Below are 26,583 nucleotides of genomic sequence, written 5' to 3' on the forward strand. Positions count from 1 at the left end.
TCAGCTGGGGTCTGCGGCCGGCTCGACGACGTCGATCGGGACGACCGGGCAGTCCTTCCACAGGCGCTCGAGCCCGTAGTAGACGCGCTCCTCCTGGTGGAAGACGTGCACGATCAGATCGCCGAAGTCGAGCAGCACCCAGCGGGCTTCCGCGCGCCCCTCGCGGCGCACGCGCTTGTGGCCCGACTCGATCAGCCGGTCTTCGATCTCGTCCGCGATCGCGGCGACGTTGCGCTCGCTGTTTCCGGTGACCAGCAGGAAGATGTCGACGAGCGGAAGGGGCTCCGAGACGTTGAGTGCGACGAGATCCTCACCGCCCTTGTCGATCGCGGCTTGTGCTGCAAGGCGCAGCATCTCTTCGGCGGTTTCAGGTGATTGCATCAGAGCACATTCGTTGTGAAGGCGAAAATGAGGGCGACGCCCAAGGCGAGGGCGAGCCCTCCGGCGACGATCGCCAGGGTCAGCATGAGACGGTTGCCCTTCTCAGGGGCCGGGGGCCGGATGACTTCACCGGCGGGCTTGATGGTGCTGACGGCCGAACTCGCGGCGATCGGCGTGGGCGAGGATGCCGGGGGCAGCTCACCGTCGATGAGGACCGCGTCGACGTCCTTGCCGTCGGTCGTGCCGAGAGCGTGCCCCTGGGAGCCCATGCCCTGCGGCAACTCGTAGGAGCCGGTGACCAGGATCTCACCGGTCGATGCGACCGGGCCGGACAACGACCCCTCGCCCGGAGACGGCGTGAAGATCAACGCGTTCGGGGCGGAGTGCTGCGAACCCGTGGAATCGCCCACCGTGAGGAGATCGTCGAACGAGGGACGGAACGGGGCGTGGGGATCGGGCGCGTCCGCGAGGATCCCCTCGCCGAATGCCGAATTGACCGTGGGGCGGACACCGGGGGTCTCCGTGTCGTCGACGGCTTCGTCGACGTCCGCGAGCACGTCGTCGTCGGGCGCGGTCTCGGAGTCCTCCGCGTCGAGTCCGAGCACGGCCTCGACGTCGTGCGCGCTCTGGGCCTCGTCCGATGGCGCCTCTTCCGCCTCGAGCGGGACCGCACCCACGGAGTCGGCGGCGGCGGACGCGCTCACCGGAACGACCGCGATCTCGTCATCGACGACATCGTCATCATCGAGGTCGGTGCGGCTGAAGTCCGGGATCCCCGAGACGATGGCGGCAGGCGCGACGACGGGCGACGGTGCGGGGATGACGGGCTCGGACGCAGGTTCGTCCGCCGACTCAGCCGAGTCGTCCGCCTCTTCGGCGTCGGCTCCGACCACCGGGACGGAGGCCGTGCGGACTTTCTCCTGCTCACGCGCCTGCCGTCGGGTCAGCGGGGCATCGGCACGCTGGTCTGCGGCGACGGGCTCAGGTACCGGCGGCGCGGCGGTCGCGACGGGTTCGGCGGCGCGCGGCAATGGCGGCGCGGGGACCGCCGCCTCGGCCGCTGCCGCAGCCTCCTCGCTGGAGATGACAGGTGTGGAACCCGTCAACCGGATCTCCCGCAGCTGCTTGCGGGTCAGCGGACCCTGCTCCTGCTGATCCGATGTGCTCATGCCTTGCTCCGATACAGGTGATGCTTCGCGATGTACTGAACGACCCCGTCAGGGACCAGATACCAGACCGGCTGATCGTCGCGAACGCGTTCACGGCAGTCCGTCGACGAGATCGACAGCGCCGGCACTTCCAGTTGGCTGACGTTGTCGCTCGGGAGGCCGTCTGTGCTCAGGACATGTCCTGGACGCGAGACCGCGACGAAGTGGGCCAACTCCCACAACTCATCATGGTCCCTCCAACTGAGAATTTGCGCTACGGCGTCCGCGCCGGTGATGAAGAACAACTCCGCATCGGGGCGATCACGCTTCAGATCGCGCAAGGTGTCGATCGTGTAGGTGGGGCCTTCGCGGGCGATGTCGACGCGGCTCACGGTGAACTGCGGGTTCGACGCGGTCGCGATCACGGTCATCAGATAGCGGTGCTCGCTCGGGGAGACACCCGACTTCTGCCACGGATGCCCGGTCGGAACGAAGACCACCTCGTCGAGGTCGAACGAGTTCGCGACCTCACTGGCTGCGACCAGGTGGCCATGGTGGATGGGGTCGAACGTTCCGCCCATCACGCCGATGCGCGGGGTGCGCGTGGTCGCAGCGTCGTTCATGGGGGCCTAGTGGCCGTGTCCCGCCTCGTGACCGTCCTTGCCGTGCTTCGCGGCCCAGGCCTCGGCCTTCGCCGAGTGACGGTTCGCCACGTTCTTGTACGAGAACGTCACGAAGCCCAGCGCCGCGAACACGATCGCGGCGATGACCCCGAAGATCAGCGTCTCGAGCGCGACGTTGCCGTGGTGCTCGGTCTCGGCGGCGGCCATCGCGATCTGTGCGACGAGGTTCATCCTGGCTCCGTTTCGTGGCGTGCTGTTCGGGTCCTGCGGGGTACAGCGTCCCCCAGTCTAGCCCTCAGCCGCGGGTCTGCCCCGACCCACGCGCGAGCCATTTCGTGCTGGTCAGCTCTGCGAGCCCCATCGGTCCGCGAGCATGCAGCTTCTGCGTCGAGATGCCGACCTCCGCACCGAAGCCGAACTCGCCACCGTCGGTGAATCGCGTCGAGGCGTTGACCATCACGACGGCCGAGTCCACCTCTGCGAGGAACCGGTCGGCATTGCGGGAATCGGTGGTGATGATCGACTCGGTGTGGCCGGTGCTGTAGCGGCGGATGTGGGCGATCGCCTTGTCGAGCGACTCGACGACCTTGATCGCGATGTCGAGACTCAGGTACTCCGTCGCCCAGTCCTCCTCAGTGGCGGGGATCACGTTCGACATGAGGCCGAGGACCATGTCGTCGCCGTGGATGGCCACCCCTTCGCTCTGCAGCGCGCTGGCGACCAGCGGGATGAGCCGCGGGGCCGCCTGGCGGTGCACGAGAACGGTCTCGACCGCGTTGCAGACACTCGGACGCTGCACCTTGGCGTTCACCACGATATCGCGTGCCCAGTCGTCAGGTGCGGTCTCGTCGAGGAAGATGTGGACGTTGCCCGCCCCGGTCTCGATGACGGGCACGGTCGACTCCGTGACGACCGTCTCGATGAGGCCGGCACTCCCCCGCGGGATCAACACGTCGATGAAGCCGCGACCGTGCATGAGCGCCTTCGCCCCGTCACGGCCGAAATCGTCGACCGTCTGAACGGCCTCGGCGGTGAGACCGGCGTCGGCGATCGCTCGGCGCATGACATCGACGAGCACGGTGTTCGAGTCGCGGGCGGCGCTCCTCCGCGCAGGACGACCGCGTTGCCGGAGCGCAGGGCCAGCGCAGCGATGTCGACTGTGACGTTGGGACGGGCCTCGTAGATCGCTCCGACGACGCCGAACGGCACCCGAACCTGTTCGAGTGCCACACCGTTGGGCATCCGGTGACCGCCGACCACGCGTCCCACCGGGTCGGGCAGGGCCGCGACCTCGCGCACTGCCGCGGCCAACGCCTCGACGCGCTTCTCATCGAGCCGCAGCCGATCGATCAGGGATTCCCCGATGCCGCCCTCGCGCCCGCGATCGATGTCACGACCGTTCGCCTCGATGATGCGCGGAGCAGCATCCAGGAGGGCGAGGGCGATCGCCTCGAGGACACGCGCCTTGTCGTCGCTGGTGAGAGCCGCGGTGGCTCGAGAGGCCTCTTTGGCGCGCTCGAGGCGCACCTGCGGGGTCTGGTCGGTCATCCGCCCAGTTTATGAGGTGGCCGGTTCGAACCAGGTGCCTATTTCGGCCCCGAGAGCCTTGTCCACGAGATCGGCGCTCGTCACGAGCACACCGATGCCGGATGCCGCGGCCAGACGCGCCGCAGAGACCTTGGTCGCGGCTCCCCCGGTGCCGACGCTGTTGACGACCGTCGCTCCGAACTCGAGTCCGGTGAGGTCGGCATCGGGTGCGACGATGTCGATCGGCTCCGCGCCGGGGTCGGTCGGCGGCTTCGTGTACAACGCCTCGATGTCGCTCAGGAGGATGAGGGCGTCGGCCTCGATCAGTTGAGCCACGAGCGCGCCGAGTCGATCGTTGTCGCCGAAGCGGATCTCCTGCGTCGCGACGGTGTCGTTCTCATTCACGATCGGGAGGGTACGCAGACCCAGCAACCGCTCCATCGCGCGACGGGCATTCGAACGCGACGTCGGATTCTCGAGGTCGCCGGTCGTGAGGAGCACCTGTCCTGCGACGATGTCGAACGGACGGAGCGCTTCCTGGTACCGGTAGACGAGGATGTTCTGCCCGACGGCGGCCGCCGCCTGCTGCGTCGCGAGGTCTGTGGGGCGCGCGTCCAGACGCAGGAACGGGATGCCCGACGCGATGGCGCCGGACGAGACCAGCACGACCTCCGCACCTCGGGCATGCGCCGCCGCCAGTGCCTCGACGATCACGGGGATACGCCAGGACGACTCTCCGCTGATCGACGACGAGCCGACCTTCACGACGATACGGGACGCGGTCGCGAGATCCGCGCGGGTGCGTGCGGTCACTCGCCGTCCTCGCGGTAGGCGGCCAGACGCTGGGTCTCCACCTCGGCCCGTGCCTCCGCCTTGGCATCCATGCGCTCGTAGTACTGCTCCCGACGCTCCGACGTCGTCCGTCGCGCGTTGGGCGCGAGACGGGGGTCGGTGCCACGAGGCGCCGTCATCAGCTCCGCCGCGGAGGTCATGGTGGGCTCCCAGTCGAAGACGATGCTGTCGCCCTCGCCGATCACCACGGTCGAGCCCTGCACGGCACCGAGGCGGAAGAGCTCGTCCTCGACTCCCAGCTTCTCGAGACGATCGGCGAGGTATCCGACGGCCTCCTCGTTCTGGAAGTCGGTCTGCTGCACCCAGCGCACCGGCTTCTCGCCGAGGATGCGGTACAGGTTTCCGTACGTTCCTCCTTCGACGCGGATCGAGAACTCCTTCTTCGAACCGCGCGGGCGGATGACGACACGCTCCGGCGGGGCCTCGACGGCGGCTTCGGCACGGTGCTTCTCGACCAGCTCGCCGAGGGCGAAGGTGAGTGGGCGGAGCCCCTCGTGCGAAACAGTGGAGATCTCGAACACGCGGAACCCGCGCGCCTCGAGCTCCGGCCGCACGAGCTCGGCGAGGTCGCGCGCCTCGGGGACGTCGACCTTGTTCAGGGCGATGAGCTGCGGGCGCTCCAGCAACGGCGTCTGACCTTCGGGAACCTCGTAGGCCCCGAGCTCGGCGAGGATCACGTCGAGGTCGGAGATCGGGTCTCGACCGGGCTCGAGCGTGGCGCAGTCGAGCACGTGCAACAGCGCGGTGCAGCGTTCGACGTGGCGCAGGAACTCGAGACCGAGCCCCCGCCCCTCGCTCGCGCCCTCGATGAGGCCGGGCACATCGGCGACCGTGTAGCGGAAGTCGCCCTGCTGCACGACGCCGAGGTTCGGGTGCAGCGTGGTGAACGGGTAGTCGGCGATCTTCGGACGGGCGGCGGAGATCGCGCCGATCAGGCTCGACTTGCCCGCTGACGGGTAGCCGACGAGGGCGATGTCGGCGACGGTCTTCAACTCGAGGACGACGTCGCCCTCATGCCCCGGTGTGCCGAGCAGCGCGAAACCGGGTGCCTTGCGCTTGGGCGTGGCGAGGGCGGCGTTGCCGAGTCCGCCCATGCCGCCCTTGGCGACGACGAACCGCTCCCCGGCACGATCATGTCGATCAGGACATCGCCTGCCGTGTTCTTCACCACGGTGCCGACGGGCACGGGAAGCTCGAGCGTCTCGCCGAGGAACCCCGAGCGGTGATCGCCCATCCCCGGTCCGCCGTTGCCGGACGAGCGGTGGGGCGAGTGGTGGTACGAGAGCAGGGTGCCGGTCTGCGTGTCGGCGACGAGCACGATATCGCCGCCGTCACCGCCGTTGCCACCATCAGGACCGCCGAGGGGCTTGAACTTCTCGCGGTGGACGGAGACGCAGCCGTTGCCGCCCTTACCCGCACGCAGGTGCAGTGTGACGGTGTCGACGAACGTGACCATGTGCGAGTTCCCCTGGATTCGTAGGTGGTGAAGGTGTGCAGATACACGGACGGGGCGAGCCGAAGCCCGCCCCGAACCGGATGACTAGTGTCGCGCTGAGATCACTCAGCTGCAGCGACGATGTTGACGACCTTGCGGCCGCCCTTCGCGCCGAACTCGACCGCGCCGGCGGCCAGTGCGAACAGCGTGTCGTCGCCGCCACGGCCGACGTTCACGCCGGGGTGGAAGTGCGTGCCGCGCTGGCGGACGATGATCTCGCCGGCGAGAACCTGCTGACCGCCGAAGCGCTTCACGCCGAGGCGCTGTGCGTTGGAGTCACGACCGTTGCGGGTGGAGCTTGCGCCCTTTTTGTGTGCCATGTCCTGGTCTCCTCGGTCTTACTTGATGCCGGTGATCTTGACGCGCGTGAGCTCCTGGCGGTGGCCCTGACGCTTCTTGTAGCCGGTCTTGTTCTTGTACTTCTGGATGATGATCTTCGGGCCGCGGAGGTTGCCGAGAACCTCTGCCGTGACCTTGACCTTCGCCAGCTTGTCAGCGTCGGTGGTCACCGTGGCGCCGTCGACGAGCAGCACAGCGGCAAGCTCGATCTTCTCGCCCTGGGCAGCCTGCACACGGTCGAGCTGAACGATCGTGCCGACCTCGACCTTCTCCTGCCGCCCACCGGCGCGCACTACTGCGTAAACCACTTCATACCTTGTTTCGTTGGGGAGCACAGCGGCTCCGAGAATGTCACGGGAAGACTGTTGCTTGCATGCGCCGCAGGGCGACGGGTGCGAACGCAAGGCTCTCCGCTCCGTCCGGCGAGGACGACGCGGCATACGCACCAAGGGACTACTTTACCGGATGCGGGACGGTGTCGCAAAGCGGGCCGATTCCGGCACGTTCGCACCCGTACGCACCCTCCCCGCCGACGCGCGCATAGGCTGACGAGGTGACCGTACTCGTCGACGACCCCATCTGGCCCGCCCACGGACGCCTGTGGGCGCACCTGGTCAGCGACGACAGCATCGACGAGCTCCACGCCTTCGCGAGAGCCAACGACGTGCCCGCACGGGCGTTCGACCTCGACCACTACGACGTGCCGGAGGAACTCATCCCCCGGCTCGTCGCCGCCGGCGCCCATCAGGTGAAAGGCAAGGAGCTGGTGCGGCGCCTTATCGCCTCAGGACTCCGAGTCCGAGGTCGCGATCGGCGCTGAGGGTTCGGAGTTCACCGACACCGGAGTGCCCGTGAGCGCAGCCGTGCTCACCCGGCGGCGCCCTCGTCCCTGACCCGGAGCCTTCGGCTCAGGAAGGGCGTCGAGAACCGAGTCGAGAAGCTGCTCGGCGGGAGACTTCGGTGCCTTCCGCTCGCCGCCGCGCTTCTTGCGGGCCTTCTTCGGCCGATCCGTCGCGACCGACGCGTCACTCGCCACGTCTGCCCGCTCGGCCTCTGCCGAACCTTCCGCCGCCGGAGCGATCGTGGACGCCGCGATCTGAGCCAACGCCGACTTCGCACCCTCGGTGATGCTGTGCGTGACGTTCGGCGCCGCAGGCGCGTTCTGACTCTGGCCGTTGCCGCCGTTGCCGCCACGCTGACGACGACCGCTCTGGCCATTGCCACTGCCGTTGTTGTTGCCGCCGTTGCTGTTGTTGCTCGAGCGGTGCTTCACGACCGGGTCATGGTGGACGATGACACCACGGCCGGCACACACCTCGCAGGCCTCGCTGAAGGTCTCCAGCAGCCCGAGACCGAGCTTCTTGCGGGTCATCTGCACGAGGCCGAGCGAAGTGACCTCGGCGACCTGGTGCTTCGTGCGGTCGCGGCTCAGGCACTCGATCAGACGGCGCAGCACGAGGTCGCGGTTGGACTCGAGCACCATGTCGATGAAGTCGACGACGATGATGCCGCCGATGTCGCGCAGACGCAGCTGGCGGACGATCTCCTCGGCCGCCTCGAGGTTGTTCTTGGTGACCGTCTCCTCGAGGTTTCCGCCGGAGCCGACGAACTTCCCGGTGTTGACGTCCACCACCGTCATGGCCTCGGTGCGGTCGATCACGAGGGATCCGCCCGACGGCAGCCATACCTTGCGGTCGAGGGCCTTCTCGATCTGCTCCGTGATGCGGAACGCATCGAACGGGTCGATCTCGTCCTCATACGCCTCGACACGCTCGAGCAGATCGGGGGCGACGCTCTCCAGGTAGGCACGGATGGTCTGCTGCGCATCCTCGCCCTGGATCAGCATCTTCGTGAAGTCCTCGTTGAAGACGTCGCGGACGATCTTGACGAGAAGGTCGGGCTCGGCGTGCAGGAGCGCAGGCGCCTGCTGGTTCTCGACCTGCTTCTGGATGTGCTCCCACTGCGAGGTGAGACGCTGCACGTCGCGCGTGAGCTGGTCTTCGGTCGCGCCCTCTGCCGCGGTGCGCACGATCACGCCGGACGACTCGGGGAGAACCTCCTTGAGGATGCGCTTGAGCCGCGCACGCTCGTTGTCGGGGAGCTTGCGGCTGATGCCGTTCATCGACCCACCAGGGACGTACACCAGGTAACGGCCGGGGAGCGAGATCTGGCTGGTCAGACGGGCACCCTTGTGGCCGACCGGGTCCTTCGTGACCTGCACGAGCACACGATCGCCCGCCTTGAGGGCGAGCTCGATGCGACGCGGCTGGTTGCCCGTCTCGACGCCATCCCAATCCACCTCGCCCGAGTACAGCACGGCGTTGCGTCCGCGGCCGATGTCGACGAACGCGGCCTCCATGCTCGGCAGCACGTTCTGCACGCGGCCGAGATACACGTTGCCGATCAGCGAGGCGTCTTGATTGCGAGCGACATAGTGCTCGACGAGAACGCCGTCTTCGAGGACGCCGATCTGCGTGCGGCCGTTCTTCGAGCGCACGACCATCTTGCGGTCGACCGACTCGCGACGAGCCAGGAACTCCGCCTCGGTGACGACCGGTCGACGGCGTCCCGCATCGCGCCCGTCGCGACGACGCTGCTTCTTCGCCTCGAGCCGCGTCGACCCCTTGATGGCCTTCGGCTCGGTGATGTACTCGACCACGCGCTGACGCTGGCGCGGCTCATCCCGCTGCTCATCGCCGTCGGATCCCCCGCGGCGACGACGTCCGCGACCGCGCGGCGCCGATTCCTCCTGCGGCTGCTCACGGTCGGCGATCCGATCGAAGATGCGCTCGCGTCCCGGACGTGCAGGAAGCGGCACGACCTCGGGCGCGTAGAAGTGCAGTTGCGTCGACACCTGCGAGACGAACACCTCGGGAAGCAGGCCCAGCGACACGGCGGTCACCGCGGCAGGAACCTCCGGCGCGGCAGGAGCCTCCTCGACAGGCGTCTCCTCGGCGGGAGCTTCCTGCGCGGGAGCTTCGTCGGCAGGAGCATCGTCGGCAGGAGCGTCGTCGGCAGGAGCGTCCTCGACGGAAGCGCCATCGGCAGCCGCAGCGGCATCCTCCTCGACGATCGCCTCGGAGACCACCTCGGCATCCGCGTCCGAGAGGTTCTCGGAGCCGGCGCTCTCGGAGGGAGTCTCGGCGGCCTCTCGTTCGATCGCCGCCTCTGCCGCGATCACCGCGGCGTCCTCGGCGGCGGCGTCGGCAGCTTCGTCGTCATCCGCTGCGGCAGCATCCGCTGCGGCCTCGGCGTCGTCGGCTGCGGCCGCGGCATCCTCGGCAGCGGCGTAACCGGCGGCGACATCGTCGGCCGCGGCATCGGCGGCGACATCTGCCGCATCCGACCCCGCGGCACTTTCGTCCGCCGATGTGTCGGGCTCGGGAGCGGTGGACTCCGTCAGCGGCTCCGCGGCGTCAGCCGGGAGGTCGAGGGCGGGTACGTTGTTGTCATTGTTCTCATCGGCCATCTCTGGCTTACTCCCTGCACGGAGCACTGGGTGCTCCATGAAATCTCATGCGGTACCCGCGGGTTCCGCGAACTCACTCGGTGTGCGACCGGCTCATGGCTCTGATCGCGTGGGGCATGGGGCCCCGAAGTCTGCGTCGACGCGTGTCGCGGCAAGGCCGTTCATCGCGTCACAGGCCATTATCGCACCAAGTCGTCGCGTTCATGGCATCCCGGCGCGACCAGCGCGTTTTCTCCGGCCTGTTCTCGCCACATCCATAGCAGTCGCTGGGATAATCCACGGTATGAGCGAGCAGCGCACCCGCCCCGTCTTCTACGCCGTCTGGCTGATCTTCGCGAGCGTGGTGGGCTGGTTCGCCGCCTTCCAACTCACGGTCGAGAAGTTCGTCCTGGCGGCCAATCCGGATGCGGCACTGAGCTGCAACGTCAGCGTGATGATCCAGTGCGGAAAGAACCTCGAGTCCTGGCAGGGCGCGGTCTTCGGCTTCCCCAACCCGATCATGGGGATCGCCGGATGGATGGCGCCCCTGTTCATGGGCGTCGCACTGCTGGCCGGGTCGCGGTTCCCTCGGTGGTTCTGGCTGACCTTCGGCGCTGGTGTGACCTTCGCGTTCGGCCTCGTCTGCTGGCTGATCTGGCAGAGCATCTACGCCCCCAATCTCGGCGTGCTGTGCCCCTGGTGCATGCTCACCTGGTCGGTCACCATCCCGACCTTCTTCGCCACCATGCTGCACCTGACACGCAATGGCAGCTTCACGAGCAACAAGAAGGTGCAGGAGCGCGCGAATCGGCTGATGGCCTGGGTTCCGCTGGCGACGATCCTCGCCTACGCCGTCGTCATCCTGCTCGCCCAGTTGCGCGGACTCGACCTCCTCGGCGAGGTCATCGGCATGATCTTCTGATCCCACTTCGACGCGAAGAAACCCGCCGCCGATCCGAGGATCGGCGGCGGGTTTCTTCGTGTGATCGCAGGTGTCAGTCGAACCAGATGCCCAGCTCGCGGGCCGCCGACTCGGGGCTGTCCGACCCGTGCACGAGATTCTGCTGGACCTTGAGTCCCCAGTCACGACCGAAGTCGCCCCGGATCGTGCCCGGCGCAGCGGTCGTCGGGTCGGTCGTGCCGGCGAGAGAACGGAAGCCCTCGATCACGCGGTTTCCCGCGAGGCGGATCGCGACGGACGGACCCGAGAGCATGAACTCGAGCAGCGGCTCGTAGAACGGCTTTCCTTCGTGCTCGGCGTAGTGCTCAGCGAGGAGGTCGCGGTCGGGCTCGACCAGGCGGATGTCGACGAGGGCGTACCCCTTCGCCTCGATGCGTGCGAGGATCGCGCCGGTGAGGCCGCGGGCGACGCCGTCGGGCTTGACGAGGACGAGGGTTTCTTCGGTGGCCATGTCATTCACTCTCTGTCTGAGTCTCGGTCGTGGGCTCGGCGGGGCGTCGTGCGTCCAATCGGGCCCCTCCGATGGTCGCATACGCCCACATCCCGCCGAAAATCAACACGACGAGCAGGATCGCCGGGACGAAGAACGCCGACAGGGCGACGATCGCCTGCACGACCCACCCCGCAGTGAGCGCCCAGGGCTTGGTGATCATCCCCGCGATCGCGATGCACGCGAGAGCGAGCACCGCTCCCCCGACGATGCCCCACCACTGTTCGATGCCGGCGGGAAGCTGACGCAGGCCGAAGATCGTGAGCCCGACGAGGAACACCACGATCGCCTCGAAACCGAGCACGATGGGGGCGAGCTTCTGCACGAGGGTGCGCGGCGGCCGAGGAGCGCGCGCCGGTCGCGCGGCATCCGCGCTCATGCGCGCCACCCCGACTTCCAGTCCTCGTCCTCGGCGAGCACGATCGCCTCGCCCGCGAGCACGACCGAGCCGGCGATCACGACGGCGCGGCGATCGGACGAGGCCGCCCACTCGCGCGCCGCATCAGCCGCGTCGGCCAGGGAGTGGTGCACGGTCGCCCGCTGACCGCTCTGCTCCACGAGGTCGGCGATCGCATCGGCGTCGCTCGCCCTGTCGGAGTCCGGAGCCGTCGCGAAGACGTGCGCGACCGCGGGAACGAGACGCTCCACGATGCCCGCGGCGTCTTTGTCGGCCAGCACGCCGAGCACCAGGCCCCACTCGTCGAAGTCGAAGCTGTCGTCCAGGGCCTGCGCGAGAGCGGCGGCTCCGTGCGGGTTGTGGGCGGCGTCGACGACCACGGTCGGCGCGATGCCGAGCAGCTGCAGTCGTCCCGGCGAGGTGGTGCCCTGCAGACCGTCGGAGATGATGTCCCCGGCGATGGCCTGCGATGCGCCGCCGATGAGCGACTCCACAGCTGCCACGGCGAGAGCGGCGTTGTGGCCCTGGTGCGCACCGTACAGCGGCAGGTACTCCTCGGCGTATTCGCCCGCGAGCCCGCGGATCGTGAGCAGCTGCCCGCCCACGGCGAGCTTCTGCTCGGTGAGCCCGAACTCCTCACCCTCGAACGAGATGGTCGCATGGTGCTCCGCCGCGACCCGACGGAGCACCGCGGCGGCCTCCGGAGGCTGCTGCGCCGAGACGACGGCCGCACCCTCCTTGATGATGCCCGCCTTGACCTGCGCGATCTCCTCGATGGTGTCGCCGAGTCGATCCGCGTGATCGATGTCGATCGGTGCGAAGACGGCGACGTCGCCGTCGGCTGTGTTCGTGGAGTCCCATTCCCCGCCCATGCCGACTTCGAGCACCAGCACATCGACGGGGGCATCCGCCACGGCGACGAACGCCAGCACCGTCAGCAGCTCGAAGAACGTCAGGGGCGCGTCGCCCGCGGCCTCGAACTCGGCGTCGACGATGTCGACGAACGGCTCGATCTCGTCCCAGGCATCGGCGATCGCCTCGTCGGCGATGGGCTCGCCGTCGATCATGATCCGCTCCGTGAAACGCTCGAGGTGCGGGCTGGTGAACAGTCCGGTGCGCAGGCCGTGCGCACGCAGGAGGCTCTCGATCATCCGCGCCGTCGACGTCTTGCCGTTCGTGCCTGTGATGTGCACGACGCGGTACGTGCGCTGCGGATCGTCGAGGAACGCGAGGATGCGCGCCGTGCGCTCCTTGCGCGGCTGTACCCACCGCTCCCCCGCTCGGCTCAGCAGCGCCTCGTACACGGCATCTGCGCGATCCCTGTCGCTCATGCTCCGACCTTTCCGCTCACGACCGCTGTCGCATCGATCGTCACGATCACCGGTGCCTTCGTCGACCCCAGCGCCCGCGCTCCCGAACGGAAGACGCCGTCGTCGGGGCTCGTGACCTCGTCGACCAGGGCCTCGATGTCGTCGGTCGGCTGCACGGCGAAGGCGACCGCGAGCGTCTCCGCGGCGATCAGCTCGGCATGAGCCTCCAGCGCGGCGGCATCATCCGGCGCGGCGTTGAGCGCCAGGACGATGCGATCGCTCACGTCGAGTCCGGCATTCTTGCGCGCCTCCTGGACGACACGGATCGCATCGCGGGCGAGGCCTTCCGCCTCGAGCTGCGGCGTCGTCTGCGTGTCGAGCAGCACGAAGCCGCCGGACGGCACGATCGCGAGCGCCTCTCCCTCCGGACGCCCTGTGGTCTCGAGCGCGAGCTCGTACTCGGAGGGCTCCAGCGTGATCCCGCCCGCGGTGACGACCCCGCCCTCCTCGGACCAGTCCCCCGCCTTGGCGGCCTTGATCACGGTCTGCACGTTCTTGCCGAGGCGCGGACCGGCCGCGCGCGCATTGACGCTCAACCGGTGCGTGATGCCGTACTCGCCCGCAGTCGTCTCCTGCAAGGGCACGAGTTCGACCGACTTGACGTTCAGCTCCTCCCGAAGGATGTCCTCGAACTGGCCCAGCGAGCCGGCCAGGGGGGACACGACCGTGAGCCTCGCCAGCGGCAGTCGCACGCGCAGCTTCTCCTTCTTGCGCAGCGCATTGCCGACGCTCGACAGCTCGCGCACGGCATCCATCGCGTCGCGGATGTCGTCAGCCGCAGGGAACTGCCTGTCATCCGGCCAGTCGGTCAGGTGCACGCTGCGCCCGCCCGTGAGTCCCTGCCACACGCGCTCGCTGACCAGCGGCACAAGGGGCGCCGCGACGCGGGTGAGCGTCTCGAGCACGGTGTAGAGGGTGTCGAAGGCTTCGCGGCTCTTCGGGTCGTCCGTCACGCCGACCCAGAAACGGTCACGCGAACGACGGATGTACCAGTTCGTGAGCACTTCGGCGAAGTCACGCAGGCGGGCTGACGCGGTGGTCGAGTCGAGGCCTTCCAGATCGGCGCGCACCTCGCGCACGAGATCTCCGAGCCGGGCCAGGATGTAGCGGTCGAGCACGTCGGTGGAGTCCGTGCGCCATTCGGCCTCGTATCCGTCGGCACCGGACGCGTTCGCATATGTCGCGAAGAAGTACCACGAGTTCCACAGCGGCAGCAGGAACTCGCGGACACCCGAGCGGATGCCCTCCTCCGTCACGGCGAGGTTGCCGCCGCGCAGCACGGAGCTCGACATCAGGAACCAGCGCATGGCGTCGGACCCGTCGCGGTCGAGCACCTCCGACACATCGGGGTAGTTGCGCAGCGACTTCGACATCTTGTAGCCGTCGCTGCCCAGCACGATGCCGTGGCAGCTGACACCGGTGAACGCCGGGCGGTCGAACAGCGCGGTCGACAGCACGTGCATGACGTAGAACCAGCCGCGGGTCTGACCGATGTACTCGACGATGAAGTCCGCCGGCGCGTGCGAGTCGAACCACTCCTGGTTCTCGAACGGATAGTGCACCTGCGCATACGGCATCGATCCGGAGTCGAACCACACGTCGAAGACGTCCTCGATCCGGCGCATCGTGCTCCTGCCGGTGGGGTCGTCCGGGTTCGGCCGCGTCAGGTCGTCGATGTACGGGCGGTGCAGATCGATCTCGCCCTCGGGGTTGCGCGGCAGCGTGCCGAAGTCGCGCTCCAGGTCTTCGAGCGAACCGTAGGCGTCGACGCGCGGGTACTCCGGGTCGTCGCTCTTCCAGATCGGGATGGGTGAGCCCCAGTAGCGGTTGCGGCTGATCGACCAGTCGCGCGCGCCCTCGAGCCACTTGCCGAACTGGCCATGCTTGACGTTCTCTGGCACCCAGGTGATCTGCTCGTTGTTCGCGAGCATGTCGTCCTTGATGTCGGTCACGCGGATGAACCAGCTCGACACGGCCTTGTAGATCAGGGGGTTCCGGCAGCGCCAGCAGTGCGGGTACGAGTGCTCGTAGCTCTGCAGCCGGATCAGGCGGCCGTTCTCGCGGATGAGGCGGACCAGCGGGGTGTTCGCCTCCATCCACAGCTGTCCAGCGACATCGGTCACGTTCGGGAGGAACTTCCCGCCGTCGTCGAGAGAGAGGATCGTGGGGATGCCGGCAGCGCCCGCGACCCGCTGGTCGTCTTCACCGTAGGCCGGGGCCTGGTGGACGATGCCGGTGCCGTCGCTGACCGTGACGTAGTCGTCCACGAGGATGCGCCAGGCATTCTCGGTGCCGTACGTCTCGGTGTCGGCGTAGTAGTCGAACAGGCGGTCGTAGGTGACGTCCTGCAGCTCCGACCCGCGGACGGTCGCGTCGACCGCAGCGAGGGCGTCATCCGTGCTCTCGTAGCCGAGGTCCTTGGCGTAGCCGCCCAGCAGTTCCTTCGCGAGCAGGTAGCGGTGCGCGGACGACTCGATAGCGGCATCCGTGGTTCCGGCAGCTTGGTGCACATCGGCGGCACCGGCCGGACCGGCGGGGACGACGACGTATTCGATGTCGGGCCCCACGGCGAGCGCCAGGTTGGTCGGGAGTGTCCACGGCGTGGTCGTCCAGGCGAGGGCACGGACGCCGGTGAGGCCGAGAGCCTCCGCCTTGGCGCCGGTCAGCGGGAACGTGACCGTGACGGAGGGGTCCTGACGCATCTGGTAGACGTCGTCGTCCATGCGCAGCTCGTGCGCGGACAGGGGGGTCTCGTCGCGCCAGCAATACGGGAGGACGCGGTAGCCCTCGTACGCGAGGCCTTTGTCGTAGAGGGTCTTGAACGCCCAGAGCACACTCTCCATGTACCCCAGGTCGAGGGTCTTGTACCCGCGGTCGAAGTCGACCCAGCGCGCCTGACGGGTGACGTAGTCCTGCCACTCGTGCGTGTACGCCAGCACCGAGCTCTTGGCCTTGGCGTTGAACACGTCGATGCCCATGTCCTCGATCTCGGCCTTCTCGGTGATCCCGAGCTGCTTCATCGCCTCGAGCTCGGCGGGCAGGCCGTGCGTGTCCCACCCGAACACACGGTCGACCTTGTGTCCGGTCATCGTCTGGAAGCGGGGGAACACGTCCTTCGCGTAGCCGGTGAGGAGGTGGCCGTAGTGCGGCAGACCGTTCGCGAACGGAGGGCCGTCGTAGAACACCCACTCGGGTGCGCCCTCGCGCTGAGCGATGGAGGCGCGGAACGTGTCGTCCTCCTCCCAGAAGGCGAGCACCTCCTCCTCGATCTGCGGGAAGCGAGGACTCGGGGCGACGGGGCTGGTCGAGGCGTCGGCGGCGGGGCCGAAGGAGGAACGGGGGTAGGTCATCGTGTCTCGCAGTGGTCGTCGTGGCGGATGCTCCTGCGAGGACGACCCTCGCGGACCGCGGTACCACCTCGCGTGCGCTGCTTCCCCCGGAGGGTCGGTTCGCGCCACTCTCACTGCGGCTGTGACGGGCCTGCCCCGCTCGGTTCTACTGGGCCCGTCGCCGAGCTGTTCTTCCGAGAGCTCCCCGGTGATGCCGGATCGATGCTCGTGCCTCCATTGTACGCAGGTGCGCACGCCCGCTCTCCCCCACTCCCGAATCTGCGACCTCACGCGCAGGCAGGCGCACGGCTCGGGCGTCGGGGGCAGGGCTTAGCCTCGTGGAATGCCCCGCACTGCCGACTCCCCCGCCGCGCCCCGTGTCTCCGCTCCCGACCTGCCGCCCGTGCTGGAGTCCGCAGCCCCGGGCCGCCGCGCGGACGTGATCGCCGCTCGGCTCGATCTCTCCGGCACGGTCGATCTCGCATACTCGACACTCGAGCAGTGCGTCGTGAGCGCGGACGCGGACGCGGTCGACCTCACGGGTGCGACGGTGGTCGACGTCGACCTGCCAGGTGTGCGCATCGCCTCGCTCCGCCTGCGGGATGCCGGCGTCCGACGAGTGCGGATCAGCGGCGGCCGGATCGGCACCCTCGACCTCAGCACCGCGAGCATCGCAGAACTCGAGCTGCGCGACGTGCGGATCGACTACCTGAACCTCGGTGCCGCGAAGGTGACCGACCTCGATGTCTGCGGCTGCGCCATCCGCACGATCGACATGCCGCAGGCCGAGCTCACCCGTGTGCGGTTCGACTCCACGTCGAGCGACGAGGTCGACACCCGCGGCATGCGGGCGAAGGACCTGGACCTGCGCGGCCTCGACGCCCTGGCCTATCTCGACGCCAACAGCCTCCGCGGTGCCACTCTCACCTCGTTCCAGGTGCAGCAGCTGGCGCCGATCCTCGCGGCCGGAATCGGCATCCAGGTCAAGGACTGACGGGACCGCTCGCCGCAAGCAACTCCCTCGTGAAGGGATGCTGCGGAGCGGCGAACACCTCCGCCGTGACGCCCTGCTCGACGACCCGGCCGTCCTGCATCACGAGCACGTCGTCGGCGACGGCACCGACCACGTCGAGGTCGTGCGACACGAGGATCATCGTGAGCCGGCGCTCCTCCTGCAGCCGGGCGAGCAGCCGGAGCACGCGCTCGCGCACCGAGGGATCGAGCGCGGACACGGGTTCGTCGAGCACCAGCACCTCGGGGTCGGCAGCGAGTGCCCGGGCGATCGCGGCCCGCTGTCGCTGTCCCCGGAGAGCGCAGCCGGACGCCTGTCAGCGAGTTCCGGCCCGAGACCGACCTCGGCCAGGAGTTCCGCCACGCGCGCCCGCCGCTGTGCGCGGGGCACTCCTCCGGCTTCGAGCGCTTCGCGCAGCGAACGGCCGATGGTCCATCGGGGGTCGAATGCGCCGAGCGGGTTCTGGTGCACGAGCTGCACCCGCCGCTGCCGCACCCAGTTCAGGGTCCCGCTGTCCGGTGCGTCCACGCCCACGACCATGCGGGCGAGTGTGGTCTTGCCCGAGCCCGACTCTCCCACGATGCCCAGCGTCCGACCGTCTGCCACGGTGAAGGAGGCGTCGACGACGGCGGGAACCGCGTCGAAGCTGCGCGAGACGCCGGTGGCCACCAGCACCGGCTCCGAACTCGCCGGGGTCGTGGAGCGGGGTTCGTGGATGGTCGCCGCGATGAGCTGTTTCGTGTACTCGTGCCGAGGATCGTGCAGGACCTCGCCCACGGGGCCCGACTCCACGACGACCCCGCCGCGCATCACCAGCACGCGGTCGGCGACCCTGCGGACGGCAGCGAAGTCGTGACTGATGAAGACGAGGGCGGTTCCCGCATCCGTGATCTCCCGCAGCAGGCCGAGGATCCGGGCCTGCACGGTGGCGTCGAGGGCGGTCGTCGGCTCGTCGGCCACGAGTACCGCCGGGTCGCCGGCGAGCGCGGAGGCGATGAGCGCCCGCTGCCGCAGACCGCCGGAGAGCTGATGGGGATGCTGTCGCGCCCGGCGCGCAGGTTCCGGCATCCACACCCTGCCGAGGAGGTCCTGCACGCGCGCCGCCCTGGTCGCACGACCTCGGGCGATGCCGTGCAGCAGCAGCGGCTCGGCGACTTCGGCTCCGATCCGACGCAATGGATCGAGGGACACGAGGGCGTCCTGCGAGACGAGCGCGATGCCCGCTCCGCGGAGACGTCGCCACGCGCGCTCCGAGCGACGTCGCGTCCGTCCCGCCGATGGCCAGCCGGTCGACCGTGATGGCAGCGTTCGCGGGCGTGAGGCCGAGCAACGCTCTGGCCGTGAGCGACTTGCCCGCCCCGGACTCGCCGACGATCGCGACGCACTCTCCAGGGTCGACGACGAAGGACACGCCGTCGACCACCGGTGTCCCCTCGAAGGCGATCCGGAGTCCCCGCACCTCGAGCGCCGCGGTCACGTCGTGCTCCCGTCTGCGCGTGCCCGGAGGATCCGTCCGACGACCGTCGCAGACACGACGGTGAGGGTGATCGCGATGCCGGGGAACACCGAGATCCACCACGCCTGCCCGAGCACGTTGCGTCCGCCGGCGAGCATGAGTCCCCATTCCGGCGTCGGCTCTGACGGCCCGAGTCCGAGGAAGCTGAGTCCCGCCGCCGCGAGGATGCTCGATCCGATGCCGATCGTCGCGAGCACGCTCAGCGCGCCGAGGACACCGGGCACCACATGCCGTGTGAACGCGCGCACGCGAGGGACACCGAGTATCCGCGCGGCCTCGACGTGTTCCGCGACCCGGAGCGTCTGCGTCTGCACTCGCGAGTCGGATGTACACGGGGACGGCGGCGAGCGTCACCGCGATGGCGATGTTCACCGGCCCCGGCCCCAGCACCGCGACCACCACCAACGCGACGAGGAACTCCGGGAAGGCCATCAGCACGTCGTTGACGCGCATCACAGCGGTGTCGACGGCCCGTGGTGCCGTGCCGGCGACGGCGCCGATGACGAGGCCGACAGCGAGCGCGATCCCGGTGGCGAGGAGACCGATGCCGACGGACCTCCCTGCCCCGTGGACGACGCGCGAGTACACGTCGCGCCCGCTCTGGTCGGTGCCGAAGAGGTGCTCGGAACTCGGCGGGAGCAGGGCCGACCGCACGTCTGTCTGCAGCGGATCGGCTGTCGCGAGGAGACCGGGCCATACGGCGGCGACGGCGATCAGGGCGAGGACGGCGACGGCCGCTCCGAGCAGCACGCGTTGCGCGAGCCTCACCGGACGCCCCCTGCCCCGAGCACGCGCACCCTGGGGTCGATCAGCGGGTGCACGAGTTCGACGACGATGTTGACCGCCACGAACACGAGGGCGCTCAGCAGGATGATCCCGGTGAGTACAGGCAGGTCCCGGTCGCTGATCGCCGCGAGGGTCACCCTGCCGAGGCCGGGACGGGCGAAGACCGTCTCCACGAGCACGGCGCCTCCGAGCACGGAACCGGTCAGGTACGCGGCGAGAGTCACAGCCGACGCCGCACCGTGACGCAGGCCGTGCCGCAGCGTGAACCACGACGGGCTCGCTCCGCGCGCACGCACCGTCTCGGCGAACGGCATCCGCTCCGCCTGGGTGAGCCCGTCGCGCAGCACCTGGCTGAGCAATGCGGCGACCGGAAGCGCGAGGGTGATCGCCGGAAGCACGAGCGTCGCCGGGTTGCGCGCGCCTGATACGGGGAACCATCCGAGCCCGAACGCGAAGACGCTCAACAGCACGAGACCGATCCAGAACACCGGGGACGACAGCACGATGAGCTCCACCCCGGAGGCGACCGCGCGAGCGGTGCGACCGCGGACGAGTACCGCGACCGCCAGCGCGAGCACGACCGCGATCAGCAGCGCCAGGAGGGAGAGCTGCACCGTCGGGCCGAGCTGCCTTCCGATGACATCGGTCACCGGCATCCGCAGCTGGTACGACTCGCCGAGGTCGCCCCTGGCCAGCTGTCCGATGAAGACGACGTACTGCTCGAGCGGCGGTCGATCGAGACCCAGCTCCGCCCTGATCCCGTCTTTCACCGCATCGCTCACCTGGGCCAGCGGTCCCAGCATCACCGAGACGGGGTCGCCGGGGATGACCCGGAACGCGAGGAACGCGACCGTCGCCGCACCCCACAGGACGATGACGACGGACGCGGCGAGACCGGCGAGACGGACGAGAGCAGCCTTCACCACTCGTGCCCTCCGCTCAGCCGGCGGTTCAGCCGACGGTCACATCGTAGAACAGGGGCCGACCGTACAGGTCGTACTGCAGTCCCTCGACACGCTCGCCGACCGCGGTGATCGCCGACGGCGTGTACAACGGCACGATCGCCGTGTACTCGGCGTTCCACTGCTGCAGTTGGGTGTACAGCTCGTTGCGCTCGTCCTGGTCGCTGCTCGCGACCGCCTGCTCCAGGAGCGCATCGATCTTCGGGTCGCTGACCTGCGAGGCGTTCTGGAAGCCGTCGGTGTGCAGGTGAGCGCGCAGGAAGTCCGCGTCGACGCCCGAGAAGCCCCAGTCTGTGAGGTCGAAGGTCTTCGGCTCGTACTGCGCGTTGTACGCACCCGGCTCGAGCACCTCGCGCTTCACCTCGAAGCCGATCTCCTTGAGGTCGGACTGGATCGCGTTCGCGAGGGCGGCACGGTCGTCCGGGACCGGGGTCCAGGCGATCCAGCGCACCGACAGGCGCTCGCCGTCCTTCATCCGGATGCCGTCCGCATCGCGCTCGGTCCATCCCGCCTCGTCGAGCAGCGCGTTCGCGGTGTCCTGATCGAAGGGCCAGCTGTTCTCGAGCGAGGCGTCGTACCCGGGGGTGGTCGATCCGAGGACGCTCCACGCGCGGGGGAACTGCCCGAAGTAGATCTCCTCCACCGCGGCGTCGATGTCGATGCCCCTGGCGAACGCCTGCCGCACCTTCTCGTCGGCGAAGACGCCGTACTCCTCGTTCAGGTACAGCGAGTAGGGCAGTCCCGGGTACTCGATCGAGTCGACCGTGATGCCCTCGCCGAGGTCCTTGGCGAGGTTCGGCGGGATGTTGCTGGCGAGGTCTGCTTCTCCGCTCTCCACGACCCCGGTGCGCACCGACGCCTCGGGCTGGATCTCGACGCGGAGGGTCTCGATCGACGGCGCCTTCTCGTCATGCGGGCCCCAGGCGTAGTCGTCGTTGCGGGTGTACACGATCTCCTGGTCGGGGGTGTACTCCGTCAGCTCGAACGGTCCTGTGCCCACCGTGATACCGGGACTACCGGCCGCGAGCTGGTCGGCCGACTCCGCCAGCACGGCCGGGGAGTAGAAGCCGAGCTGCGGGGTGCTCGCGGCCTGCAGGAACGGCGCGTAGGGCTGGGTGAAGCTGACCTTCACGGTGTGGTCGTCGACCACCTCGGTGCCCTCGTAGTAGTCGGCGCCCATCATGCTCGCCGCCTGCTTCGAGGCGGTCGCGGGGTCGACGATACGGTCGAAGTTCGCCTTGACCGCCGCCGCGTCGAACGGCTCGCCGTCGGTGAACGTCACATCGTCACGGAGCGTGAACGTGTAGGCGGTGCCGTCATCGGAGACGTCCCAGTCCGTCGCGAGCCACGGGGTGAACGTGCCGTCCGCCTCCTGGAACACCAGCGAGTCGAGCACGGCCCTCTGCACGAGCCCCGAGACGTCGAGCTGGCTGACCTGCGGGTCCATGTGGCCGGCCGCGAGGTTGGCGCCCTCGATCGACCACACCAGTTCTCCCCGGCGTCGTCTTGCGAGCCGGGAGCAGCGCATGCGCTGAGCACGAGGGCACTGGCTGCGGCGAGCGCGGCGAAGGGCAGGAGACGACGCACGGGTTTTGCGGGCATGACGATTCCTCAGAAAGCGGTCGGGATGCCTCCAGTCTATGGGCATTTCTTGGACGGGGTCGAAAAGCGACGAGCCCCTGTCCCGCTCCACTCACCTGGTCGGCAGCACCACGCGATGGTGATCAGCGGCGGCCGGAAGCTCATCCGCTGTCAGGCGCTCGCCGGAACCGACGACCACGACGCTCACGCTCTGCACGAGGGGCGCGGCGATGCCCACCAGCCGCACCTCGACGCGGAGGTCCGCGCGCTCTCCGCGGATCCGCCAACGCAGTTCGGCCTCGTTCGCCGCGGTGACCACGCGCTCGGCGAAGGGCGGCTGGTGCGCCCGCACGCCACCGACCTCTGCCTGCTGTGCCGCCAGCCGCGCATCGCGCACCTTCGCCGGCACATCCTGCAGCACGTGCTCGGCGAGGAACGGATACTCCGCCGCAGACAGCCCGTCGAGCATCGCGGCATCGATGGCCTGTGCGGCTCGCACCGTCTCCGTCCAGGGGTGCACCACCGCTGACGGCGCCTCGGTGCGCTCGAGCACGGCCTGAAGCGCCGCACCCGCGACCCTTCGTGCCGCGAACTCGTCCGAGTTGCCGAAGGCCACGACCCCCGTACCGGTCGCCGCGTGCCACCGCATGTGCGCGGAGAACCCGGGAAGGCCTCCCGAGTGCTGCACCACGCGGCCGAAACGGCGGTCCTCCTCGACGAAGAGTCCGTAGCCGTAGCCCGCTCCCGCGAGGTCGCGCCCGTCGAACATCGCCGACGGCACAGGGATGGGCGTCCGCGGCTGCTGCATCTCCCGCCGCGACGCCGGCGCCAGCACCTCCGGGGCCAGGGGCCCGTCGGTGAAGGCCGAGCCGAGGAACCACATCCAGGTCGCGATGTCGTCGACCGTGCTGAACATGCTGCCGATGCAGCCCAGCGCACCGGAACCGACGAAGGGCTCGGGGAGGAAGGTCGCGCCGTCGTCGAAGGTGCGGAATCCGCCCGCGAGGTCCTCGGCACGGTATGGGTCAGGCGCATGCGCCGTGCGGTGCAGTCCGAGCGGCACGATCAGCGTGTCGCGTACGACGTCTTCCACGGCACGACCGGTGACGACTTCGACCGCCCTGCCGAGCAGCGACTGTCCGAGGTTGGAGTATTGATACGTCGTGCCGGGCGCGGCGGCGAGGAGCACGCCTTCGGCGAAGACCGCGGCGATGTCCTCGCGCGTCGCACCGAGGTGTCGATCGACCCAGGCGTTGTCCTCCCCAGCCCCGAGCGGTTCGACAGCAGGAGTTCACCGGTCAGCACGGCGGAGTCTCCTCGATACCGTGCCCGCACATCCGGCACATACTCCGTGATCGGCGCCTGCAGGTCGAGCAGCCCGCGGTCGCGCAGCGCGAGCACGGTCGCAGCGAGGAAGCTCTTCGACATCGAGGCGATCCGGAACACGGTGTCGCGCGTGGTCGAGCCGTCGTCGCCGCGCGGGTGCCCGTACGTGTGCACACCGCGGACCTCTCCGCGTTCGCACACGGCCACGATCGACGCGGGCGCGACGCGCCGAGCCCGGGCGTCGAGGACGCTGTCGAGCACATCGTCCGCCACCGCCGTCACCGCAGAGGAGCCGCCGTCCGCGGTCATGCGCCGACCCCGGAGAGCACCTCGTCGGCGAAGGCATCGACGAGGCCACGACTCGCCGCCGTGTTGTGCGGGTCGACGCGCTCGGCGGCGGCGATGAGGTCGGGCAGCGATCGGCCTTCGCCGCGCAGAGCCGCGTCGTCCCAGCGGGCGAGGTCTGCGGCGGAGGCCTCGGGGTGGAACTGCACGCCCCTGACGTGCGCCCCGAGCCGGAACGCCTGGTTCTCGACGACATCGCTCGAAGCGAGAAGTACGGCATCCGGGGGAGGCGCGTGATCATGTCCTGGTGGTTCTCGATCATGGGGGCACCGTCGCCGAGCACCGAGAGGACCGCGTCCTCTCCTCCGGCCGTCGTGGGGTGGATGCGCGTCGCGCCCCGCTCGACCGGTCCGGTCTTCGCCTTCACCTCTCCCCCGCCACGTGGGCGAGGAGCTGTCCGCCGAGGCAGATGCCCAGCGTGGGGAGATCGCGATCGATCGCCTCCGCCGCGAGTGCGCGCTCCGCAGCGAGCCAGGGGGCGCGGTCGTCGTCGTCCGGCATGAGGCCGCCGCCGAGGAGCACCAGCCCGGCATATGCCTCGAGCGACGAGGGGAGCTCCTGCTGCGCACCGACGACCGCCTCGACCGTCACCCCCGATCGGCGAGCCAGGTCCCCAGTCGGCGCGGCCCCGAGGCTGCGGAGTTGACGACGACGAGAACACGCGCGCTCACAGCGCTCCCTCGCGAGCGGTCGTGTCGACGGCAGGAGTGAGCGCCGCGGGTGCGGGTTCCCCGGCCGTCCCTGCGAGGAACGCCTCGTGGTCCTGGTCGGACGCCGCGAGCACACGCAGCACGTTCTCGTTGGCGAGGCCGGCGAGGTCCGCCTCCGACCATCCGCGCGTGCGCAGCTCCGCGAACAGCGTCGGATACCCCGACACGTCTGCGAGTCCCTCCGGCATCGCGTCGGAGCCGTCGTAGTCCGCGCCGATCCCGACCGCGTGCGCCCCGGCCACCCTGCGGATGTGGTCGAGGTGATCGGCCACGTCGCGCACCCCGACACGCGGGGCGTCTCCCTCGCCCCCGGCCTCCCACCAGTCACGGCGGGCCTGGGAGAGGAAGGTCGGGACGAACGGGACCATGACGACCCCGCCCTGCGCGCCGATCGCGGCGAGGACGTCGTCGGGGACGTTGCGGGGTGATCGCACAGCGCCAGCGCTCCCGAGTGGCTGACGATCACGGGGCGCGTCGTCTCTTCGAGTGCATGGCGCATCGTGGTCGGGGCCACATGCGAGAGGTCGACCAGCACCCCGATGCGGTTCATCTCGCGAACCACCTCACGCCCGAAGGCCGTGAGTCCCCGTGCCGCGGCTCGTCCGTCGCGGAGTCCGCCCAGGGGATCGTCCGCGACCAGGTGAGCGTCATGTACCGCGCCCCGAGTCGGGCGAACTGCCGCAGCACCGCCAGCGAACCGCCCAGTTGATCGCCGCCCTCGATGCCGATCAGAGAGGCGATCCGACCGTCCCTCATGGCTGCACGCGCGTCTGCGGCCGTCCGGGCGAACGCGAACCGCTCCGGATGCGCGTCGACCAGTCGGCGCACGAAGTCGATCTGCTCGAGCGTGGCCACGACCTGCTCCGCGCCCTCCAGCACGGGGTCGACCCAGACCGACCAGAACTGACCGGCCACTCCGCCGCGCGTGAGCCTCGGCAGATCGGTCTGCGTCGTCGGCACGTCGCCGCCGAGCTCCGCCACGCGATAGCCGAGGAGCGTCCTGCTCGCCCACGCCAGGTCGTTGTGTCCGTCGATCACGCCGTCGATCATCTGCTCCACACCTTCCGGTCAGTCCTCGCGTGCATCCAGCACCGCGTTCATCCGCGCCGTCAGCGCGAGGTCCCACGTCCACGCCACGCCGTCGAGCTCCCGCACGGGAACGGCACCGCGCGTGCTGGAGCACAACCACAGGGCATCCGCCCGATCCAGATCCTCCCGCACGAGCGCCGCCGTGCCGACGGAAAGATCGGCGATCCCCTCGAAGACGTCGGCCTGGGTCGTGCCGGGGAGCACGCCGAACTCCGGCGGCGGTGTCACGAGCCGCCCGTCGATACGCGCGATCAGTGTCGAGCGCGGACCCTCCAGCACGAACCCGTCGCTGCTGATGAAGACGACATCGTCGGCGCCGCGGCGTGCCGCCTCCCCGCAGTGCAGCCTCGTTCACCGCGTACGCGAGCGACTTCGCACCCTGCAGCAGCCACGGCGAGGTCTGCATCACATCGTGCCGGTAGCCCCGATCGAGCACGACGGCACGGGTCCCCGTCGCCCTGACCGCCGAGGGGTCGTTGCCCGCGAAGCCGAGCACCCACCCGGTCGGAGCGGCGCGGTCGATCTCGTCGCCGCGCGTCATCACGAACTTGATCGATGCCCGCTCGCCCGCCTGCAGCACGTCGGGCTCCGAGACCGCGGCGGCGGCCCGCAGCACCGCCGTCCGCCACAGGTCGAGCCGCGGCGACGGCAGCTCCAGAAGAGCCGCGGAGCGCTCGAGTCTGGCGAGGTGCGCCTCGAGGGCCTGCGGTCTGCCGTGCCGCACGACGGCCGTCTCGAACACGCCATCACCGCGGTTCACTCCGAGGTCCGTCGCCCGCACGATCGGCTCGCGAGGATCGACGGGGTGGATGCTGTCCGCGACGGACGCCGTGCCCGAAAGGTCGAGCCGGTACAGCAGCAGTGCGCGCATGGGATTCCGTTCCGGAGAGAAGGGC

At 69.2% G+C, this 26,583-nt stretch carries 25 protein-coding genes and 7 pseudogenes; 3 read left to right on the plus strand and 29 right to left on the minus strand.

Translation table 11 applies throughout. The features are described from left to right. The 9 genes and pseudogenes from rsfS to rplU all read right to left on the minus strand — a co-directional run bounded on the left by rsfS (position 1) and on the right by rplU (position 6,673). On the minus strand, positions 1-381 hold the full coding sequence (gene rsfS / locus G4G29_RS11520) for a ribosome silencing factor (RefSeq protein WP_028501610.1): 381 nt from the start codon (positions 379-381) through the stop codon (positions 1-3). Next, positions 381-1,550: a hypothetical protein gene (locus G4G29_RS11525; RefSeq protein ID WP_183150225.1), complete on the minus strand. Its 1,170-nt coding sequence runs from the start codon at positions 1,548-1,550 to the stop codon at positions 381-383. Before G4G29_RS11525 ends, rsfS begins: the two co-directional genes overlap by 1 nt. Further along, the gene (gene nadD, locus G4G29_RS11530; protein WP_183150226.1) at positions 1,547-2,152 is read right to left on the minus strand and encodes a nicotinate-nucleotide adenylyltransferase; all 606 of its coding nucleotides are present in this window, start codon (positions 2,150-2,152) and stop codon (positions 1,547-1,549) included. The genes G4G29_RS11525 and nadD overlap by 4 nt, the downstream gene beginning before the upstream one ends. A 6-nt stretch (positions 2,153-2,158) precedes the next feature. Beyond that, a complete protein-coding gene (locus tag G4G29_RS11535) occupies positions 2,159-2,383 on the minus strand; it encodes a hypothetical protein (protein WP_183150227.1) in 225 nt (74 codons plus the stop codon). A 64-nt stretch (positions 2,384-2,447) separates the two neighbouring features. Beyond that, positions 2,448-3,700 (minus strand): annotated as a pseudogene (locus G4G29_RS11540) (glutamate-5-semialdehyde dehydrogenase). A gap of 9 nt (positions 3,701-3,709) precedes the next feature. Next, positions 3,710-4,492 carry a glutamate 5-kinase gene (gene proB, locus G4G29_RS11545; protein WP_183150228.1) on the minus strand — a complete coding sequence of 261 codons (783 nt, stop codon included), beginning with the start codon at positions 4,490-4,492 and terminating at the stop codon, positions 3,710-3,712. Continuing rightward, positions 4,489-5,987: pseudogene (gene obgE / locus G4G29_RS11550) on the minus strand (GTPase ObgE). The gene proB and the pseudogene obgE overlap by 4 nt, the downstream one beginning before the upstream one ends. A gap of 101 nt (positions 5,988-6,088) precedes the next feature. Then, positions 6,089-6,346 carry a 50S ribosomal protein L27 gene (gene rpmA / locus G4G29_RS11555; protein WP_017202370.1) on the minus strand — a complete coding sequence of 86 codons (258 nt, stop codon included), beginning with the start codon at positions 6,344-6,346 and terminating at the stop codon, positions 6,089-6,091. Positions 6,347-6,364: 18 nt separating this feature from the next. After that, positions 6,365-6,673, minus strand: a complete 309-nt coding sequence (rplU, locus tag G4G29_RS11560; protein WP_045258321.1) for a 50S ribosomal protein L21 — start codon at positions 6,671-6,673, stop codon at positions 6,365-6,367. A 245-nt stretch (positions 6,674-6,918) separates the two neighbouring features. Here rplU and G4G29_RS11565 point away from each other — a divergent pair, with 245 nt between their 5' ends. After that, entirely contained in the window at positions 6,919-7,185 is a 267-nt protein-coding gene (locus G4G29_RS11565; RefSeq protein WP_183150229.1) for a DUF4031 domain-containing protein, read from the plus strand. On the opposite strand, the gene G4G29_RS11570 is transcribed toward G4G29_RS11565, so the two are convergent. Then, positions 7,150-9,834, minus strand: a complete 2,685-nt coding sequence (locus G4G29_RS11570; protein ID WP_183150230.1) for an Rne/Rng family ribonuclease — start codon at positions 9,832-9,834, stop codon at positions 7,150-7,152. The genes G4G29_RS11565 and G4G29_RS11570 overlap by 36 nt on opposite strands. Before the next feature lie 283 nt (positions 9,835-10,117). Between G4G29_RS11570 and G4G29_RS11575 the strand changes: the two genes are divergently transcribed. Then, positions 10,118-10,735 carry a vitamin K epoxide reductase family protein gene (locus tag G4G29_RS11575; protein WP_183150231.1) on the plus strand — a complete coding sequence of 206 codons (618 nt, stop codon included), beginning with the start codon at positions 10,118-10,120 and terminating at the stop codon, positions 10,733-10,735. A 73-nt stretch (positions 10,736-10,808) separates the two neighbouring features. Here the strand turns inward: G4G29_RS11575 and ndk are convergent, their stop codons facing one another. Genes ndk through ileS form a run of 4 tightly spaced genes read right to left on the minus strand, consistent with a single transcriptional unit; the run spans position 10,809 to position 16,381 of the window. Next, positions 10,809-11,225, minus strand: a complete 417-nt coding sequence (gene ndk / locus G4G29_RS11580) for a nucleoside-diphosphate kinase (protein WP_017830321.1) — start codon at positions 11,223-11,225, stop codon at positions 10,809-10,811. A gap of 1 nt (position 11,226) precedes the next feature. Next, positions 11,227-11,643 (minus strand): DUF4233 domain-containing protein, encoded by a 417-nt coding sequence (locus G4G29_RS11585; RefSeq protein WP_244631936.1) that lies wholly within the window; start codon positions 11,641-11,643, stop codon positions 11,227-11,229. Beyond that, entirely contained in the window at positions 11,640-12,992 is a 1,353-nt protein-coding gene (locus tag G4G29_RS11590) for a folylpolyglutamate synthase/dihydrofolate synthase family protein (protein WP_183150233.1), read from the minus strand. Before G4G29_RS11590 ends, G4G29_RS11585 begins: the two co-directional genes overlap by 4 nt. Continuing rightward, positions 12,989-16,381, minus strand: a complete 3,393-nt coding sequence (ileS, locus tag G4G29_RS11595; RefSeq protein ID WP_183150234.1) for an isoleucine--tRNA ligase — start codon at positions 16,379-16,381, stop codon at positions 12,989-12,991. Before ileS ends, G4G29_RS11590 begins: the two co-directional genes overlap by 4 nt. A 322-nt stretch (positions 16,382-16,703) precedes the next feature. Between ileS and G4G29_RS11600 the strand changes: the two genes are divergently transcribed. After that, positions 16,704-17,354: a pentapeptide repeat-containing protein gene (locus tag G4G29_RS11600; protein WP_183150235.1), complete on the plus strand. Its 651-nt coding sequence runs from the start codon at positions 16,704-16,706 to the stop codon at positions 17,352-17,354. Here the strand turns inward: G4G29_RS11600 and G4G29_RS24040 are convergent. The 15 genes and pseudogenes from G4G29_RS24040 to G4G29_RS23450 form a co-directional block, all read right to left on the minus strand. Next, positions 17,344-17,514, minus strand: coding sequence for an ABC transporter ATP-binding protein (locus tag G4G29_RS24040; RefSeq protein WP_345941201.1), 171 nt, complete (start codon positions 17,512-17,514; stop codon positions 17,344-17,346). The two genes, G4G29_RS11600 and G4G29_RS24040, sit on opposite strands and share 11 nt — an antisense overlap. After that, positions 17,514-18,563, minus strand: a pseudogene (locus G4G29_RS11605) (ATP-binding cassette domain-containing protein); the annotation flags it as partial. The gene G4G29_RS24040 and the pseudogene G4G29_RS11605, both read right to left, overlap by 1 nt. Before the next feature lie 100 nt (positions 18,564-18,663). After that, positions 18,664-18,951: pseudogene (locus G4G29_RS24045) on the minus strand (ATP-binding cassette domain-containing protein); the annotation flags it as partial. Continuing rightward, positions 18,846-19,202, minus strand: a complete 357-nt coding sequence (locus tag G4G29_RS22065) for an ABC transporter permease subunit (RefSeq protein ID WP_244631938.1) — start codon at positions 19,200-19,202, stop codon at positions 18,846-18,848. The gene G4G29_RS22065 and the pseudogene G4G29_RS24045, both read right to left, overlap by 106 nt. A 450-nt stretch (positions 19,203-19,652) precedes the next feature. Further along, the gene (locus G4G29_RS11615) at positions 19,653-20,600 is read right to left on the minus strand and encodes an ABC transporter permease (RefSeq protein WP_183150236.1); all 948 of its coding nucleotides are present in this window, start codon (positions 20,598-20,600) and stop codon (positions 19,653-19,655) included. Positions 20,601-20,625: 25 nt separating this feature from the next. Further along, entirely contained in the window at positions 20,626-22,122 is a 1,497-nt protein-coding gene (locus G4G29_RS11620; protein WP_244631940.1) for an ABC transporter substrate-binding protein, read from the minus strand. Positions 22,123-22,329: 207 nt separating this feature from the next. Then, positions 22,330-23,406 (minus strand): serine hydrolase domain-containing protein, encoded by a 1,077-nt coding sequence (locus G4G29_RS22070; protein ID WP_202045231.1) that lies wholly within the window; start codon positions 23,404-23,406, stop codon positions 22,330-22,332. A 119-nt stretch (positions 23,407-23,525) separates the two neighbouring features. Continuing rightward, positions 23,526-23,852, minus strand: a pseudogene (locus G4G29_RS23440) (serine hydrolase domain-containing protein); the annotation flags it as partial. Beyond that, a complete protein-coding gene (locus G4G29_RS20640) occupies positions 23,849-24,037 on the minus strand; it encodes a hypothetical protein (protein ID WP_202045233.1) in 189 nt (62 codons plus the stop codon). The gene G4G29_RS20640 and the pseudogene G4G29_RS23440, both read right to left, overlap by 4 nt. Before the next feature lie 214 nt (positions 24,038-24,251). Then, a complete protein-coding gene (locus tag G4G29_RS20645) occupies positions 24,252-24,479 on the minus strand; it encodes a gamma-glutamyl-gamma-aminobutyrate hydrolase family protein (protein WP_202045235.1) in 228 nt (75 codons plus the stop codon). A 76-nt stretch (positions 24,480-24,555) separates the two neighbouring features. Next, positions 24,556-25,032 carry a membrane dipeptidase gene (locus tag G4G29_RS22075; RefSeq protein ID WP_244631942.1) on the minus strand — a complete coding sequence of 159 codons (477 nt, stop codon included), beginning with the start codon at positions 25,030-25,032 and terminating at the stop codon, positions 24,556-24,558. Positions 25,033-25,073: 41 nt separating this feature from the next. Then, positions 25,074-25,148, minus strand: a pseudogene (locus tag G4G29_RS22080) (hypothetical protein); the annotation flags it as partial. Next, a complete protein-coding gene (locus G4G29_RS22085) occupies positions 25,145-25,648 on the minus strand; it encodes a membrane dipeptidase (RefSeq protein WP_244631944.1) in 504 nt (167 codons plus the stop codon). The pseudogene G4G29_RS22080 and the gene G4G29_RS22085, both read right to left, overlap by 4 nt. An 18-nt stretch (positions 25,649-25,666) precedes the next feature. Next, the gene (locus G4G29_RS23445; protein WP_274601165.1) at positions 25,667-25,966 is read right to left on the minus strand and encodes an aminotransferase class IV; all 300 of its coding nucleotides are present in this window, start codon (positions 25,964-25,966) and stop codon (positions 25,667-25,669) included. Between the two features lie 115 nt (positions 25,967-26,081). Next, positions 26,082-26,558 (minus strand): annotated as a pseudogene (locus tag G4G29_RS23450) (aminotransferase class IV); the annotation flags it as partial. Positions 26,559-26,583: the final 25 nt, after the last annotated feature.

The organism is Microbacterium sp. Se63.02b (assembly GCF_014171575.1).
Classification (GTDB): Bacteria; Actinomycetota; Actinomycetes; order Actinomycetales; family Microbacteriaceae; genus Microbacterium.